The following is a 15,064-nucleotide window of genomic DNA, read 5'->3' as shown; positions in this document are numbered from 1 at the left end:
ACAGACTGCCTGGAGGCGCGGTGCCAGCCCGCCCCGCGCCTCCAGGCTGGTCGCATGAAGGGAATGCAATGACCCAGCCCAGTTGGGAACTCTCCGGTTTCGGCGACGAGATCGACGCCGATCCGGCGATCCAGGTCGCGGTGCTGCAGGCGCTCGGCGCCAGCGCCATCGAGGTCCGCAGCGCGTGGGGGGTGAACGTCGTCGACCTCGACGAGGACCAGCTCGCCGGCCTGCACCGCCTGTTCGAGGAACGCGGGCAGACCGTGTCCGCCATCGCCTCGCCGATCGGCAAGGTGTCGGTCGACGAGCCCGTCGAGCACGAGGTCGGACGACTCGGCCGCGCGATCGCCGCCTCGCACGCCCTCGGCACCACGAACATCCGGATCTTCTCGTTCTACTTCGAGGGCCGGCAGCCCGAAGCCGTCCGCGACGACGTCCTCGTGCGGATGCGGGCCCTGGCCGACCTCGCCGAGCGCGAGGGCGTGACGCTGCTGCACGAGAACGAGAAGGACATCTACGGCGACGTCCCCTCGCGCGTGCTCGACATCGTCGAGAGCGTCGGCTCGCCCGCGCTCCGCCTCGCCTGGGACAACGCGAACTACGTGCAGTGCGGCGTCAAGCCGTTCACCGACGGATGGGCACAGCTCGCGCCGTACGTCGACTACCTGCAGGTCAAGGACGCCCTCGCCGCCGACTCGTCGGTCGTCCCCGCGGGTGAGGGCGACGGCGAACTGCTGCAGACCCTCACCGCGCTGCGCGACGCCGGGTACTCCGGCTACGCCTCCCTCGAGCCGCACCTCAGCGACTTCACCCACCTCGGCGGGTTCTCCGGCCCCGCGGCGTTCGGCCGCGCCGGTCGTGCCCTCCGGAAGCTCACCGACCAGATCGGAGTCACCCTGCGATGACCGAACCCACCCCGCTCAAGCTCGCCGTCGTCGGCGCCGGCGTGATCGGACGCCACCACGCCAAGGTCGCCGTCCACCACCCCGACCTGCAGGTCGTCGCCCTCGTCGACGCGATCCCCGCAGCGGCCACGAGCGCCGCCGACGAGATCGAGGCGATGGGCGTCACCCGCCCCATCACGACGTCCACCATCGAGGAAGCGATCGCGCAGACCGACATCGAAGTCGTCGCGATCTGCTCGCCGTCCGGCATGCACGTCCAGCTGGCCGAGGCCGCCCTCGCCGCCGGCAAGCACGTCGTCATCGAGAAGCCCCTCGACACCACGATGCCCCGCGCACGGCAGATCGCCGCGCTCGCCGCCTCCGCACGAGCGCGCGGACTGGTGACGAGCGTCATCAGCCAGCACCGCTTCGACCCGGCCTCCGCCGCCGTCGCAGCAGCCGCCCACGACGGCGGGTTCGGCACCGTGACCTCCGGCCTCGCGAGCGTCGCCTGGTACCGCTCGCAGGGCTACTACGACTCCGGCGACTGGCGCGGCACCTGGGCGCTCGACGGCGGCGGCGCGGTGATGAACCAGGGCGTGCACACCGTCGACCTGCTCGTCTGGGCGCTCGGACGTCCGGTCGAGATCTCGGCGCAGACCGGCCTGCTCGCGCACGACCGGATCGAGGTCGAGGACACCGCGGTCGCCACCGTCCGGTTCGCCGGGGGAGCGCTCGGCGTCATCCACTGCACGACCGCCGCGTACCCGGGCCTCTCCGCCCGGTACGCCGTGTACGGCACGCACGGGTCCGCGATCGTCGACGACGACCGCCTGGCGTACTTCCACATCGCCCCCGACGCTGCGACGCTCGAGTCCGCGTCCACCACCGCGAACGCCACGGCGGTCGCCGGTGCGGTCGACCAGAAGGACGAGGTCGTCCCGCCGGAGCACGTCGTCGGCGGTCCGGCCGAACCCGACCACTTCGCCGCCGGTCACGCCCGGCAGTACACCGACATCGTCGAGGCGATCCGCGACGGCCGCGAACCCGGCGTCACGGTCGACGCGGCCCTCGTGTCCCTCGCCACCGTCCGCGGCCTCTACGTCAGCGCGACGCTCGGCAAGCCCGTCCGGATCGACGACGTGATCGAGGGCGCGTACGACGACGTCGTCCCCGTCGTCGGCGCACCCGCAGCAGAAGGAGCCACCCGATGAAGTTCTCCGTGTTCACCGCCTCCACCCCCGACTGGACCCCGTCACAGGCCGCGCAGACGCTCGCCGAGCAGGGCTGGGACGGCATCGAGTGGCGCATCGTCGACGACCGTCCGGCCTCCGGCGAGGCTGTGCCCGCCGGGCGCTCGTTCTGGGCCGGCAACAACTCCACGTGGCAGTTCACCGGCATCGAGGACCAGGTCGGCGAGATCGCCCGCACCACCGACGCCGCCGGGCTGGAGTACTCCGGCATCGGCGGGTACCAGCAGGCGTCGAACCGTGACGGCGTCGACACCATGCTCCGCGTCACGAGCGAGCTCGGCGCCCGGCAGGTCCGCGTCTCGATGCCGATGTACCGGCAGGAGAAGGAGCGCACCGGCGAGACCTACACGCAGATCTTCGACCGCACCCGCGCCGACCTCGAGTGGGCCGTGGCCCGGGCGACCGAGCTCGGCGTCAAGGCGCTCGTCGAGCTGCACCACATGACGATCACGCCCTCGGCGTCGGCGGCGCTCCGGCTCGTCGACGGCCTCGACCCGGAGCACGTCGGCGTCATCCACGACCTCGGCAACCTCGTGATCGAGGGACACGAGGACCACCTCGCCGCGTTCGAGCTCCTCGGCCCGTACCTCGCCCACGCGCACGTGAAGAACGCCCGCTGGGTCGACACCGGCGACACCCGGGCCGACGGCAGCACGATCTGGCAGAACGAGTGGGCACCGCTGCGCACCGGCCAGGCGTCCGTCTCCGAGTACCTCGACGCGCTCCGCCAGGTCGGCTACGACGGCTGGGTCACGATCGAGGACTTCTCCACCGACCTCCCGCTCGAGGCCCGCACCGCCGACAACCTGGCGTACCTGCGGTCCCTCGTACCGGTGTCGGCATGACCGATCGCCGACCCGGCATCGTGCACCTCGGGGTGGGTGCGTTCGCGCGCGCCCACCTCGCCTGGTACACGGCGCACGCCGACGGCGAGCCGTGGGGCATCACCGCCTTCACCGGACGCTCGCCGGACACGGCCGACGCGCTGGACGCCCAGGGGTGCCGGTACACGCTCGTCACCCGGGCCGCCTCGGGCGACGACGCCGAGGTGGTCGACACGATCGTGGCCGCCCACCCGGGCAGCGACTCCTCGACCTGGAGGCACGTGGTCGCGTCCCCGGCGACCACCGTCGTCACGCTGACGGTCACCGAGCAGGGCTACCGGTCCGGTTCCGACGTCCCGGCCCGCCTGGTCGAGGGGCTCGAGGCCCGCCGCGCCGCGGGGTCGGGGCGCATCGCGCTCATCAGCCTCGACAACCTGACCCACAACGGTGACGTGCTCCGTGACGCGGTGACGTCCGCCGTGTCCGACCCGGCGCTGCAGGACTGGGTCGACGCGAACGTCTCGTTCCCCTCGTCGATGGTCGACCGGATCACCCCGGCCACGACCGACGACGACGTGGCGGCGCTGGCGGAGCTCCCCGGTGCGCTCGACGGCGACCGGGTGCCCGTGGTCACCGAACCCTTCGCGGAGTGGGTGCTCGAGGACGGCTTCGCGGGGATCGACCGCCCGGCGTGGGAGACCGCCGACGTCCGCATCGTCGACGACGTCACCCCGTACGAGCAGCGGAAGCTCTGGCTCCTGAACGGGTCCCACTCACTGCTGGCGTACCTCGGCCTGCAGCTCGGCCACGACACGGTCGCGTCCGCGATGGGCGACCCAGTCTGCCGGGCGGCCGTCGAGCAGCTCTGGGACGAAGCGGCGCTCGAGCTCCCGCTGCCCGAAGCCGAGGTCGCCGCGGCACGCGACGCCCTGGTCGACCGGTTCGCGAACCCCCGGATCCGGCACACCCTCCGGCAGATCGCCGCCGGCGGCTCCGAGAAGCTCCCCGTCCGCGTGGTCGACGTGCTCCGGCACCGGCTGGACCGCGACCCGTCCGCGGGCATCGGTCCCGGTGCCGCGACCGCCATCGCGGCGTGGTGGCTGCACCTGACCGAGCAGCCCGACCTGGTGAGCGACGACGGAGCGCCCGGGGCAGACTCGGACGTGCACGACGTGCTGCGCGTCATCGCCCCCGACCTCGACACCACCCCCGTCGTCGCGGCGATCACCGCCGCGGCCGACCGCATCCGTGCCGCGCGGGACACCGCGGAGCGCACGAGAACCGACGAAGGAGTCCACGCATGACCGACACCACGACGAACCCCGCGGCCCCGGTGCCGGGTGCGACTGACGCCGGCGCGGCGACCGACCCCACCGCCGGACGTCCGGACACGTGGGCGTCGGCCGACCGTGGGCAACTGATCGACCGCGCCGAGGTCATCGTCACGAGTCCGAACCGCAACTTCGTGACGCTGAAGCTCACCACCGCCGACGGCGTCACCGGGCTGGGCGACGCCACCCTGAACGGTCGTGAGCTCGCCGTCGCCACCTACCTGGCCGAGCACGTCGTGCCGCTGCTGGTCGGCCGCGACGCGAGCCGGATCGAGGACGCCTGGCAGTTCCTCTACCGCTCGTCGTACTGGCGGCGGGGTCCGGTCACCATGGCCGCGATCGCCGCGGTGGACATGGCGCTCTGGGACATCAAGGGCAAGGTCGCGGGGATGCCCGTGTACCAGCTGCTCGGCGGCGCCTCCCGGACCGGGCTGATGGCGTACGGCCACGCCTCGGGCAAGGAGCTGCCGGAGCTGTTCGACTCCATCCGTGAGCACCAGTCCGAGGGCTACCGCTCGATCCGCGTGCAGACGGGCGTCCCCGGCCTCGAGTCGATCTACGGCATCGCCTCGAACAAGACGACGACGGGGAACGAGGGCGTCCGCTACGACTTCGAGCCCGCGCAGCGCGGTGCGTTCCCCGCGATGGAGGACTGGGACACCCGGGCGTACCTGCGCCACGTGCCCACCGTGTTCGAGGCCGTCCGGAACGAGTTCGGCCCCGAACTGCCCCTGCTGCACGACGGCCACCACCGGATGACCCCGCTGCAGGCGGCGAAGCTCGGCAAGTCGCTCGAGCCGTACGACCTGTTCTGGCTCGAGGACTGCACCCCGGCCGAGAACCAAGAGGCCCTGAAGCTCGTCCGGCAGCACACCACGACGCCGCTCGCGATCGGCGAGGTCTTCAACACGATCTGGGACTTCAAGGACATCATCCGCGACCAGCTCATCGACTACGTCCGCGGCGCCGTGACCCACATGGGCGGCATCTCCCCGCTGAAGAAGACGATGGACTACGCCGCGATGTACCAGATCAAGTCCGGGTTCCACGGGCCGACCGACATCTCGCCGGTGGGCCTCGCGGCGCAGATGCACCTCGGGCTGGCGATCCACAACTTCGGCATCCAGGAGTACATGCAGCACGGCCCGAAGACGAACCAGGTGTTCCGGCAGACCTTCACCTTCACCGACGGGTACCTGCACCCCGGCGACGAGCCGGGCCTCGGGGTCTCGCTCGACGTCGACGAAGCCGGCAAGTACCCCTACGAGCAGGCGTACCTGCCCTTCAACCGCCTCGCCGACGGCACCGTCCACGACTGGTAGCGGGCAAGCTGGGCCGCATGGGGTTCGCGGACGTGGCGAGGGAACTGCTCCTCGTCGCGCCCGCGGACTTCGTCGCCGAGCGGACCGCGCGTCAGCGGGCGGTCCGGAAGGACGACCGTGCGCTCGCGACGGCGATCGGCGGCCTCCGGAAGCCCGCGCCCGCCGCGTGGGTCATCGACCTGCTGGCGCACGAGGGCGCACTGGACGAGGCCGTCGACCTCGGACCCGCCATCCGGCAGGCACAGGCGGACGCCGACCCGGCCGTCATCCGGAAGCTCCGGCGTCAGCGAGCGGGCGTGGTCGACGCGCTCACGCAGGCCGGTGCCGACCTCGCGTCCGATGCCGGGCACCCGGTGACGCCGGCCGTGCTCGACCAGGTGCGGGCGACGATCGAGGCCGCGATGGCGGACCCGCACGCCGGTGCCGCGGTGCGCTCCGGGCTCCTCGTCCGCGCGCTCGAGAGCGCCGGGTTCGACGACGTGGACCTCGACGGGGCGCTCGCCGATCCGGATGCGGTGCCCGATGCGTGGTCGGGGAGCGGCGCGGCGCCGATCCCCATCACGGAGGGGAGACGCGCGGCGGGGACGACCCGCGCCTCCCGGAAGCCCGAACGCAAGCCGGACCGCGAGCGCGAACGCAAGCCGGACCACAAGCCCGAACGCAAGCCGGACAGCGAGCCGGACCGTATGCCGGACCGCGAGCGCGAGACTGCGCCGGACTCCTCACCCGAGACCGACCCGGCCGCCGAACGCCGCGCAGCGCGCGAGGCCGAGACGGCCGCACGGACGGAGTCCCGCGACGCCGACGCCGCACTCGACGCGGCCGAGGACGCCCTCGCGACCGCCGAGGACCGCCGGGCCGACCTCGAACGCCAGCTCGCCGAGGCCACCGCCGAGGTCACGCGACTCGAACACGCCCGCGACGACGCCGAGACCACGAGCGACCGAGCCCGCGAGCTCCTCGCGGCCGCCCAGCACCACCGACGCGAGGTCGGCCGCTGACCGGAGCCCGTCCGACACGGACTGACCAGTACCCCTCGAGCGGCCCCTGAGCCCACATCGTTACCCAACAGTTGTCGTTCTTGACGGACTGCGTTGGAGCGGTCTAATCTCGGGCACCATGCTTCGGGCCGGCGATGGTCCGCCGGGTCCGCCCCGACGACAGCACCGGGCGGCTCGGGTACAGGACTCGCATCATCGCCGACGCAGCACCCCGCCCGCAGCCACTGCGCGGGCGAGGGGCTGCACGGCGCGCGGCGCACCCCGGAGACATGCCGCGATGCCGGGTCGAGCACTCCGGGGCCCCTCCAGGAGAGACGACACATGTCGGAACCCCGCACCGCCCGCACCACCACCCTCACGCCGCCGAACGGCGTCACCGCTCCCGAGTCCGGCACCGCCGCGCCACCGCCGGCCGCCGCCGCCCGCGAGGGACTCCTCGCCCGCCTCGGCATCCCGCACCCGCTGCGCTGGGGCTTCCTCGGCGTGCTGGTCTTCATGACCGGCGACGGCATCGAGTCGAACTTCATCTCCCCGCACATCGCGGCGGCGCTCGGCTCCGGCGGGGTCGACAGCGCCGCGATGGTGATCGGCCTCTACGGCGTCGCGGTCCTCGTCGCGTCGTACTTCGCCGGCGTGCTGTCCGAGCTCTGGGGCCCGCGCCGGGTGATGACCATCGGCGCCGTGCTCTGGGTCGTGTTCCAGGTCGCGTTCCTCGCGGCGCTGCCCACCGGGTCGGTCGGCCTCATCGCGCTGACGTACTTCCTGCGGGGCCTCGGCTTCCCGCTGTTCGCGTTCTCGTTCCTCTGCTGGGTGAACCACACGGTCGCTCGCGAGCGGAACGCCACCGCCGTCGGCTGGTTCTACGTCGTGTTCACCGGCGGCCTGCCGACGCTCGGCTCGCTCATCGCGATCGGCACCATCCCCGCGTTCGGCGGCGGCCACACCGGGGAGACCTGGTCGATGGCGCTGTCGCTGCTCCTCGTCGCGGTCGGCTGGGCGATCGTCCGGTTCGGCGTGCACGAGCCGACGGGCCTCGGTCGGATCGCGCCGCGCTCGCACTCCGCCGCCCGGGTGATCGCGAGCGGCATCGAGGTCTGCGTCAAGCGCCCGAAGGTCCTGCTCGCGGTCCTCATCCGGCTCGTGAACACCGCCCCGGAGTTCGGCATGTTCGTGATCATGCCCGCGATCATCGGCACGGAGCTCGGCTGGGGGCAGTCGAAGTGGCTGACGATGACCGTGATCGTCTACGCCGGAAACATCCTGTTCAACGCGTTCTTCGGCGCCCTCGGCGACCGCATCGGCTGGATCCGCACCGTGAAGTGGTTCGGCATCGGCGCCTCGGCGATCGGCCTGCTCGCGTGGTGGTACGTCCCGCACCTCGTGCCGGCCGGCTCCGAGTGGGGCTTCTGGCTGGCGACCGCCGCCGGCACCGTCTTCGGCATCATGCTCGCCGGGTTCACGCCGATGGGCGCGATCGTCCCCGCCTTCGCCGGCGAGGAGCGCCGCGGCGCCGCGATGGCCATGTACGCCACCGCAGCGGGTGGTGCGACGTTCCTCGGCAACGCCGTCGTCAGCGCCGTGCTGCCCTGGGGTGGCCCCGGCGGCGTCGTCTGGACGTTCGTCGGCCTCTACGTGCTCGCGTTCGTGGTGCTGTCCTTCCTCAAGGTGCCGAAGGGCGCCGAAGCGGCGGGCCACTGACGCGACCACCTGCGTCCTGGAGGCGCGGTGCGGGCCCGCACCGCGCCTCCAGGCCGCCTGTACCGACGTCCAGGGCACGGTGCGACACGCCCGGATCGGTCCTGCTAGACTCGGTGACTGACTTCGGCGAGGGCCGCGCATGCGCGGCCGTGATCGACGCGGTGGGAGACCCGGCCCAGCTTGGGAACGTTCCTCACGCGTGCACGCGTTCGAGTTGCAACACCACAGACCCCCACGATGCCGGCACCCCGGTGTCGTCCCCGAGACCAGGAGACACCATGGCCGACTACACCAAGCTCGCAGCGGAAGTCCGCACCAAGTTCGGCAAGGGCGCTGCTCGCAAGCTCCGTGCCGCCGACAAGATCCCCGCGGTCGTCTACGGCCACGGCACCGAGCCGAAGCACATCACGCTGCCCGGCCACGAGACCATGCTGCTCGTCCGTACGGCCAACGCGGTCGTCGACCTCGACATCGAGGGTGCGGCCCAGCTCGCCCTCGTCAAGGACGTCCAGCGTGACCCGGTGCGCCAGATCATCGAGCACATCGACCTCGTGGTCCTGCGCCGCGGCGAGAAGGTCACGGTCGACGTGCCCGTCGTCGTCGAGGGCGAGTCCTTCTCCGGCACCATCCACGTGCAGGACCTCAACACGGTCTCGCTCCTGGTGCTCGCCACCTCCATCCCCGAGCACGTCGTCGTCGACGTCGAGGGCCTCGAGGACGGCACGCAGATCCACGCCTCGCAGCTCCAGCTCCCCGAGGGCGCCGAGCTCGAGACCGACGCCGAGGCACTCGTCGTCGCGATCGTCACCCCGCGTGGCACCGCCGACGACGACGCCGCCGACGAGGCCGCTGCCGAGGCGGGCGCCGAGGCCGGTGCCGAGGGCGGCTCCGCCCCGGTCGACGGCGAGTAACACCCCTTCGCGGACATCTGGCCGACGCTGATGACAGGCAAGACGCTCGTCGTGGTCGGGCTCGGGAACCCCGGGCCCGGCTACGCGGGCAACCGTCACAACGTCGGCCAGATGGTCCTCGACGAACTCGCCGCCCGCATGGGGGCGACGTTCAAGAAGCACAAGACCCCGAACCAGGTCGCCGAGGGGCGCCTGGTTCCCGGGGGACCCCGCCTGGTGCTCGCCAAGCCCGGGTCGTTCATGAACACCTCGGGTGGCCCGGTCTCGAGCGTGCTCGGGTTCTACAGCGCCACCCCGGCCGACCTCGTCGTCGTGCACGACGAGCTGGACCTGCCGTTCGACACCGTCCGCCTGAAGGGCAGTGGCGGGCACGGCGGGCACAACGGCCTGCGCGACATCATCAAGGCCACGGGGACCAACGAGTTCACCCGCGTGCGGATCGGCATCGGCCGACCCCCGGGGCGCCAGGACCCGGCCGACTACGTGCTGCGTGACTTCTCGCCGACCGAGAAGAAGACGCTGCCGAACCTGCTGGCGGACGGCGCGGACGCGGTCGAGGCGATCGCGGACCTCGGGCTCCTCGCCGCACAGCAGCGCGTGCACGCTCCGTCCTGAGCGGCGCTGCCCGGTGCCGTGCGTTCGCCGGTCGCGCACACAGCGGCCGGTGTCAGTGGTGGCCGGTACCATCTCCTGAGTGACGATCTCGGGCATCATCCCTGCGCTCTCGCGCGCCTCCGCGTTCGATCGCGTCCTCCGTGCCGCACCCCGTGACGCCGACTTCTCGGTCGTCGACGGTCTGCGCGTGCCACTGCTCGGCGCCCTGCTGGCCGAACGCACCGGGCCGCAGTGCGTCTTCGTGATCACGGCCACCGGGCGCGAGGCCGAGGCCGTCCGCGCATCGGTCGGCAGCTACCTCCCCGATGCCGAGGTCCTCGAGTTCCCCGCGTGGGAGACCCTGCCGCACGAACGGCTCAGCCCGAGCGCGCAGACCGTCGGCACGCGCATCGCGACCCTCCGGAAGCTCGCCGCGTGGCAGGACGCCCCCGCGGCCGAGCGCAGCACGACCGTGGTGGTGGCGAGCGTCCGGGCGGCGCTGCAGCCGATCGCGGGCAACCTCACCTCCCTCGCGCCGATCGCCCTCCGCACCGAGTCCCGCGGCAACGACCTCGGCACCATCGCCGGGCAGCTCGTGGACATGGCGTACGCCCGGGTCGACCTCGTCACCCGCCGTGGCGAGTTCGCCGTGCGCGGCGGCATCCTCGACGTCTTCCCGCCGACGGCCGACCACCCGGTCCGCGTCGACTTCTTCGGCGACGAGATCGAGGCGATCAAGGCCTTCTCCGTCGCCGACCAGCGCACCACCGACGACGACCTCGGCTCGGTCGAGCTGACGGCCTCGCGCGAACTCCTGCTGAGCGACGACGTCCGGCAGCGGGCGCGCGAGATGCTGCACGAGTTCCCGAACCTCTCCCAGATGCTCGCGAAGATCGCCGAGGGGATCCCGGTCGAGGGCATGGAGTCCCTCGCCCCCGCGCTCGTGCAGGACCTCGTGCCGGTCACGAACTACCTGCCGGACGACTCCGTCATCGCGGTGTTCTCGCCCGAGCGGGTCAGCGGCCGCGCGCACAGCCTCGCCGAGACGAACACCGAGTTCCTGCAGGCCGCCTGGAGCGCCGCGGTCGCCGGTGCGCAGGCACCGATCGACCTCGACGCCGGCAACTTCCTCACCGTCCAGCAGCTCAAGAACGGCCGTGGGCAGCGCACCTGGTGGACGGTCTCCCCGTTCGACTCCGGGCTGGACGAGGGCGACGCCGAGCGCGTGCTCACCGACGCCGAAGCCGTGGCCGAGGCGGGCGACTACATCCGCGTCCGGGCCGAGGCGATCCCGAGCTTCGCCGGCAGCGCGGACGGTGCGATCGCGCACGTGAAGCAGCTCACCGACGACGGGTGGGCCGTCGTGGTGACCGCCGAAGGCCAGGGGCTGGTCGAGCGGGCGGTGCAGGTGCTCGCCGACGCGGGGGTCGCCGCCCGTGCCGAAACCGTCACCGCGCCTCCCGAGCCCGGCGTCGCCGTCGTGACGACCGCCACCGTCGAGCACGGCTTCGCCACCCCGGATCCGCGCATCGCGGTCCTCAGCGAGGCCGAGTTCTACGGCCGCAGCGTCCAGCAGGGCGCGCGCACCGTCAAGAAGCTCGCGAGTCGGCGCAAGAACGTCGTCGACCCGCTGCAGCTCAAGCCCGGGGACGTCGTCGTGCACGCCACGCACGGGATCGGCAAGTTCGTCGAGCTCGTCTCGCGCGAGGTGAGCTCCGGCGGCCGCAACGCGGTGAACACCCAGCGCGAGTACCTCGTGCTCGAGTACGCGCCGTCGAAGCGCGGGTACCCGGGCGACAAGCTCTTCGTGCCGACCGACCAGCTCGACCAGCTCTCGCGGTACGTCGGCGGCGAGTCCCCGACCCTGTCGAAGATGGGCGGCTCGGACTGGGCCTCGGCGAAGTCGAAGGCGCGCAAGGCCGTCCGCGACATCGCCGTCGACCTCGTGAAGCTCTACTCCGCGCGGATGGCGTCGAAGGGCCACGCCTTCGGCCCGGACACGCCGTGGCAGCGCGAGCTGGAAGAGGCGTTCCCGTTCGCCGAGACGGCCGACCAGCTCACCACCATCGACGAGATCAAGCGCGACATGGAGCGGCCGATCCCGATGGACCGTCTGCTCTCCGGCGACGTCGGCTACGGCAAGACCGAGGTCGCGATCCGTGCCGCGTTCAAGGCCGTGCAGGACGGCAAGCAGGTCGCCGTGCTCGTCCCCACGACGCTGCTCGTGCGCCAGCACATGGAGACCTTCCAGGAGCGCTTCGCCGGCTTCCCCGTGCACCTGCGCGCCCTCAGCCGGTTCCAGACCGAGAAGGAGTCGAAGGAGACCATCGCGGGCCTCGCCGACGGCACGGTCGACATCGTCATCGGCACCCACCGGATCCTGTCGCAGGGCATCCAGTTCAAGGACGTGGGCCTGGTCATCATCGACGAGGAACAGCGGTTCGGCGTCGAGCACAAGGACCAGCTCAAGAAGCTCAAGACGAACGTCGACGTCCTGGCGATGTCCGCGACGCCGATCCCGCGCTCGCTCGAGATGGCCGTCACCGGCATCCGCGAGATGTCCACCCTCGCCACCCCACCCGAGGACCGCCACCCGATCCTCACCTTCGTCGGGCCGCAGTCCGACCTGCAGGTCGCCGCCGCCATCCGCCGCGAGCTCCTGCGCGAGGGGCAGGTGTTCTACGTGCACAACCGCGTGAAGGACATCCAGTCCGTCGCCGCGCACCTCGCCGAGATCGTCCCGGACGCCCGCATCGCCGTCGCGCACGGGCAGATGTCCGAGTCGACGCTCGAGCAGGTGATGGTCGACTTCTGGGAGCGCCGGTTCGACGTCCTCGTCTCGACCACCATCATCGAGACCGGCCTCGACATCGCGAACGCGAACACGCTCATCATCGACAAGGCGGACAAGTACGGGTTGTCGCAGCTGCACCAGCTGCGCGGACGTGTGGGCCGAGGGCGTGAGCGCGGGTACGCGTACTTCCTCTACGACGCCGAGAAGCCCCTGTCCGAGACCGCACAGGACCGCCTCGAGACCATCGCCGCGAACAACGAGCTCGGCGCGGGCATGCAGGTCGCCATGAAGGACCTCGAGCTCCGCGGGGCGGGCAACCTGCTCGGCGGGGAGCAGTCCGGCCACATCGCGGGCGTCGGGTTCGACCTCTACCTGCGCATGATCGGCGAGGCCGTCTCGCAGTTCCGCGGCGACGTCGCCGAGGGGCAGACCGAGCTCCGGCTCGAGATCCCCGTCGACGCGCACATCCCGGACGACTACGTCGAGTCCGAGCGGCTCCGGCTCGAGGCGTACCAGAAGCTCTCCGCCGCCTCCGCCCCCGCGGCCCAGGCCGAGGGGATCGACATGGTCCTCGACGAGCTCACCGACCGGTACGGCCAGCCGCCGCAGGCCGTGCTCACCCTGGTCGAGGTCTCGCGCCTTCGCCGGATGGCGCAGCAGGTCGGGCTCTCCGACGTCGTCGTGATGGGGTCGAACCTGCGCGTCGCGGGCAAGGAGCTCGCCGACTCGGCGCAGGTGCGGCTCAAGCGGATGTTCCCGGGCGCCCGGTGGTTCCCGCAGCAGGACGCGGCGAGCATCCCGCTGCCGAAGCCGCACGGTGAGACCCTGCCGGACGCTGCGCTCATCCAGTGGGTGGAGAGCATCCTGACGGCCGTGTACGGGGCGTCGAAGGCGCCGGCGGAGACGCCGGCGGCGTAGAGGGCGGGCTGCCGTCGCCCGCGTGCGTGGCGTCGGTGGTCGCGTCGTGGGCGCGTGCGTGCCGGCGTGCGGCGGCGCTTGCGTCCGTGCGCATCATCCGACGTTCCGCCGGTCGATCGACGCGTGCAAAGTCGGAACGTGCGCGCGCATCTCTTGCGCGTGCATCGTCCGACGTTCCGCCTGTCGATCGACGCGTGCAATGTCGGAACAGGGACGCGCACGGACCCCGCGCGACCTCGCTACTCGGTCGCCTCGGCCTCGGAGAGCTCCCGCCGCGCCCGGTACCGACGCGCCCGCAGGCTGACCACGACGGCGGAGGCCACGATCGCGATGCCCGAGCCGACGAGGACGGCGAGCACCCCCTCGTCGAGGATCTCCTCGTTGCGGGCGAAGGCGAGCTCGTTCATGAGCAGCGAGACCGTGAACCCGATCCCGCCGAGCACGCCGACCGTGACGATCGACCAGAACGACAGCGTCGAGCGGCCGGGCGCCCGGAAGATCCGGGTCGCGACAGCCCCGAACAGCGTGATGCCGATCACCTTGCCGACCGGCAGCGCGAGCACCACCGCCCAGAAGGTCGGCGAGAGCTCCCCGATGCCGACGGCGGGCACCACCACCGCGGCCGACGCGAAGGCGAACACCGGCAGGACGATCGCGTTCGACCACGGCTCCACGTTGCCGTGCAGCGTGTGCCCGGGGCGGCGCGGCAGGACGAGCCCGAGCGCCACGCCTGCGATCGTCGCGTGCACGCCCGAGTGGTACACGAGCCACCACGTGAGGACACCGAGCGCGACCATGCCCGCGATGACCCAGGTCTGGCCGGGACGCCCGGGGCGCAGGGCCTTGCCGAGCAGCCAGAAGAGCGCGAGCACGACGACGGCGCCGGCCAGCGCGAGGAAGTCGGTGTCGTGCGCGAACACGACGGCGATGATGATGATCGCGATGAGGTCGTCGAGCACCGCCAGGGCCAGCAGGAACACCCGGAGCGTCGAGGGCAGCCCGCGACCGAACATCGCCAGGACGCCGAGCGCGAAGGCGATGTCCGTCGCGGTCGGGATCGGCCACCCGTGCCCGTACGGCGTCCCCGCGGTCACGAGGAGGTAGATGCCCGCCGGGACGAGCACGCCGCCGACCGCCGCGATCGCGGGGATGACCGCCGTCTTCGGGTTCGAGAGCTCACCGGCGACGAGCTCGTGCTTCAGCTCGATCGCCACGAGCAGGAAGAACACCGCGAGCAGCCCGTCGCTGATCCAGTGCGACACCGAGAGGTCGAGTCCGACCGCACCCCACGGGGCGTGCACGTGCAGGAGGTGCTCGAGGCCGGGGCCGAGCGGCGAGTTCGCCACGACGAGCCCGAGGACCGCCGCGGTGAGGAGTGCGATGGCGCTGAAGCGGGGGGAACGGACGATTGCCGGCATGGAGCTCCGTCGGAGAAGGGTCGGGTGGGAGATCGTCGACCAGACTTCCCGACACGCCACGTGAAGCATACCGGCCGACCCTCCGCGGCGTCCACGGTGTGCTGCGTGGCACGATG

Annotated in this window: 11 protein-coding genes; 10 read left to right on the top strand and 1 reads right to left on the bottom strand. The window is 71.9% G+C overall.

Going from position 1 to position 15,064, the window contains the following annotated elements:
- Positions 1-68: 68 nt before the first annotated feature.
- The 10 genes from BJK06_RS03900 (at position 69) to mfd (ending at position 13,530) form a co-directional block, all read left to right on the top strand.
- The gene (locus BJK06_RS03900; RefSeq protein ID WP_070416785.1) at positions 69-905 is read left to right on the top strand and encodes a sugar phosphate isomerase/epimerase; all 837 of its coding nucleotides are present in this window, start codon (positions 69-71) and stop codon (positions 903-905) included.
- Positions 902-2,098 carry a Gfo/Idh/MocA family protein gene (locus BJK06_RS03895; RefSeq protein WP_070416784.1) on the top strand — a complete coding sequence of 399 codons (1,197 nt, stop codon included), beginning with the start codon at positions 902-904 and terminating at the stop codon, positions 2,096-2,098. The genes BJK06_RS03900 and BJK06_RS03895 overlap by 4 nt, the downstream gene beginning before the upstream one ends.
- Positions 2,095-2,982, top strand: coding sequence for a sugar phosphate isomerase/epimerase (locus BJK06_RS03890; RefSeq protein WP_070416783.1), 888 nt, complete (start codon positions 2,095-2,097; stop codon positions 2,980-2,982). Before BJK06_RS03895 ends, BJK06_RS03890 begins: the two co-directional genes overlap by 4 nt.
- Positions 2,979-4,265 (top strand): mannitol dehydrogenase family protein, encoded by a 1,287-nt coding sequence (locus BJK06_RS03885; RefSeq protein ID WP_070416782.1) that lies wholly within the window; start codon positions 2,979-2,981, stop codon positions 4,263-4,265. The genes BJK06_RS03890 and BJK06_RS03885 overlap by 4 nt, the downstream gene beginning before the upstream one ends.
- Positions 4,262-5,614: a D-mannonate dehydratase ManD gene (manD, locus tag BJK06_RS03880; protein WP_258027692.1), complete on the top strand. Its 1,353-nt coding sequence runs from the start codon at positions 4,262-4,264 to the stop codon at positions 5,612-5,614. Before BJK06_RS03885 ends, manD begins: the two co-directional genes overlap by 4 nt.
- Before the next feature lie 17 nt (positions 5,615-5,631).
- A complete protein-coding gene (locus tag BJK06_RS03875) occupies positions 5,632-6,615 on the top strand; it encodes a hypothetical protein (protein ID WP_070416781.1) in 984 nt (327 codons plus the stop codon).
- 321 nt (positions 6,616-6,936) lie between these two features.
- On the top strand, positions 6,937-8,313 hold the full coding sequence (locus BJK06_RS03870; RefSeq protein WP_083295033.1) for an RbtT/DalT/CsbX family MFS transporter: 1,377 nt from the start codon (positions 6,937-6,939) through the stop codon (positions 8,311-8,313).
- Positions 8,314-8,591: 278 nt separating this feature from the next.
- Positions 8,592-9,224, top strand: a complete 633-nt coding sequence (locus tag BJK06_RS03865) for a 50S ribosomal protein L25/general stress protein Ctc (protein ID WP_070416780.1) — start codon at positions 8,592-8,594, stop codon at positions 9,222-9,224.
- Positions 9,225-9,254: 30 nt separating this feature from the next.
- The gene (gene pth / locus BJK06_RS03860; protein WP_070416779.1) at positions 9,255-9,839 is read left to right on the top strand and encodes an aminoacyl-tRNA hydrolase; all 585 of its coding nucleotides are present in this window, start codon (positions 9,255-9,257) and stop codon (positions 9,837-9,839) included.
- 79 nt (positions 9,840-9,918) lie between these two features.
- Positions 9,919-13,530, top strand: coding sequence for a transcription-repair coupling factor (gene mfd, locus BJK06_RS03855; RefSeq protein ID WP_070416778.1), 3,612 nt, complete (start codon positions 9,919-9,921; stop codon positions 13,528-13,530).
- Between the two features lie 239 nt (positions 13,531-13,769).
- Here the strand turns inward: mfd and nhaA are convergent, their stop codons facing one another.
- On the bottom strand, positions 13,770-14,948 hold the full coding sequence (nhaA, locus tag BJK06_RS03850; RefSeq protein WP_070416777.1) for a Na+/H+ antiporter NhaA: 1,179 nt from the start codon (positions 14,946-14,948) through the stop codon (positions 13,770-13,772).
- Positions 14,949-15,064 lie beyond the last annotated feature (116 nt).

Source organism: Curtobacterium sp. BH-2-1-1 (assembly GCF_001806325.1).
GTDB lineage: Bacteria > Actinomycetota > Actinomycetes > Actinomycetales > Microbacteriaceae > Curtobacterium.
Note: the sequence above shows the minus strand (reverse complement) of the source record. Positions and strands in the feature narration are given on the sequence as shown.

What these genes read in the sequence shown, in the direction of transcription:
- BJK06_RS03875 (WP_070416781.1), top strand. Translation starts at nt 5,632, where the DNA reads ATGGGGTTCGCGGACGTGGCGAGGGAACTGCTCCTCGTCGCGCCCGCG.
- BJK06_RS03870 (WP_083295033.1), top strand. Translation starts at nt 6,937, where the DNA reads ATGTCGGAACCCCGCACCGCCCGCACCACCACCCTCACGCCGCCGAAC.
- pth (WP_070416779.1), top strand. Translation starts at nt 9,255, where the DNA reads ATGACAGGCAAGACGCTCGTCGTGGTCGGGCTCGGGAACCCCGGGCCC.
- BJK06_RS03895 (WP_070416784.1), top strand. Translation starts at nt 902, where the DNA reads ATGACCGAACCCACCCCGCTCAAGCTCGCCGTCGTCGGCGCCGGCGTG.
- manD (WP_258027692.1), top strand. Translation starts at nt 4,262, where the DNA reads ATGACCGACACCACGACGAACCCCGCGGCCCCGGTGCCGGGTGCGACT.
- BJK06_RS03865 (WP_070416780.1), top strand. Translation starts at nt 8,592, where the DNA reads ATGGCCGACTACACCAAGCTCGCAGCGGAAGTCCGCACCAAGTTCGGC.
- BJK06_RS03900 (WP_070416785.1), top strand. Translation starts at nt 69, where the DNA reads ATGACCCAGCCCAGTTGGGAACTCTCCGGTTTCGGCGACGAGATCGAC.
- BJK06_RS03890 (WP_070416783.1), top strand. Translation starts at nt 2,095, where the DNA reads ATGAAGTTCTCCGTGTTCACCGCCTCCACCCCCGACTGGACCCCGTCA.
- BJK06_RS03885 (WP_070416782.1), top strand. Translation starts at nt 2,979, where the DNA reads ATGACCGATCGCCGACCCGGCATCGTGCACCTCGGGGTGGGTGCGTTC.
- nhaA (WP_070416777.1), bottom strand. Translation starts at nt 14,948, where the DNA reads ATGCCGGCAATCGTCCGTTCCCCCCGCTTCAGCGCCATCGCACTCCTC.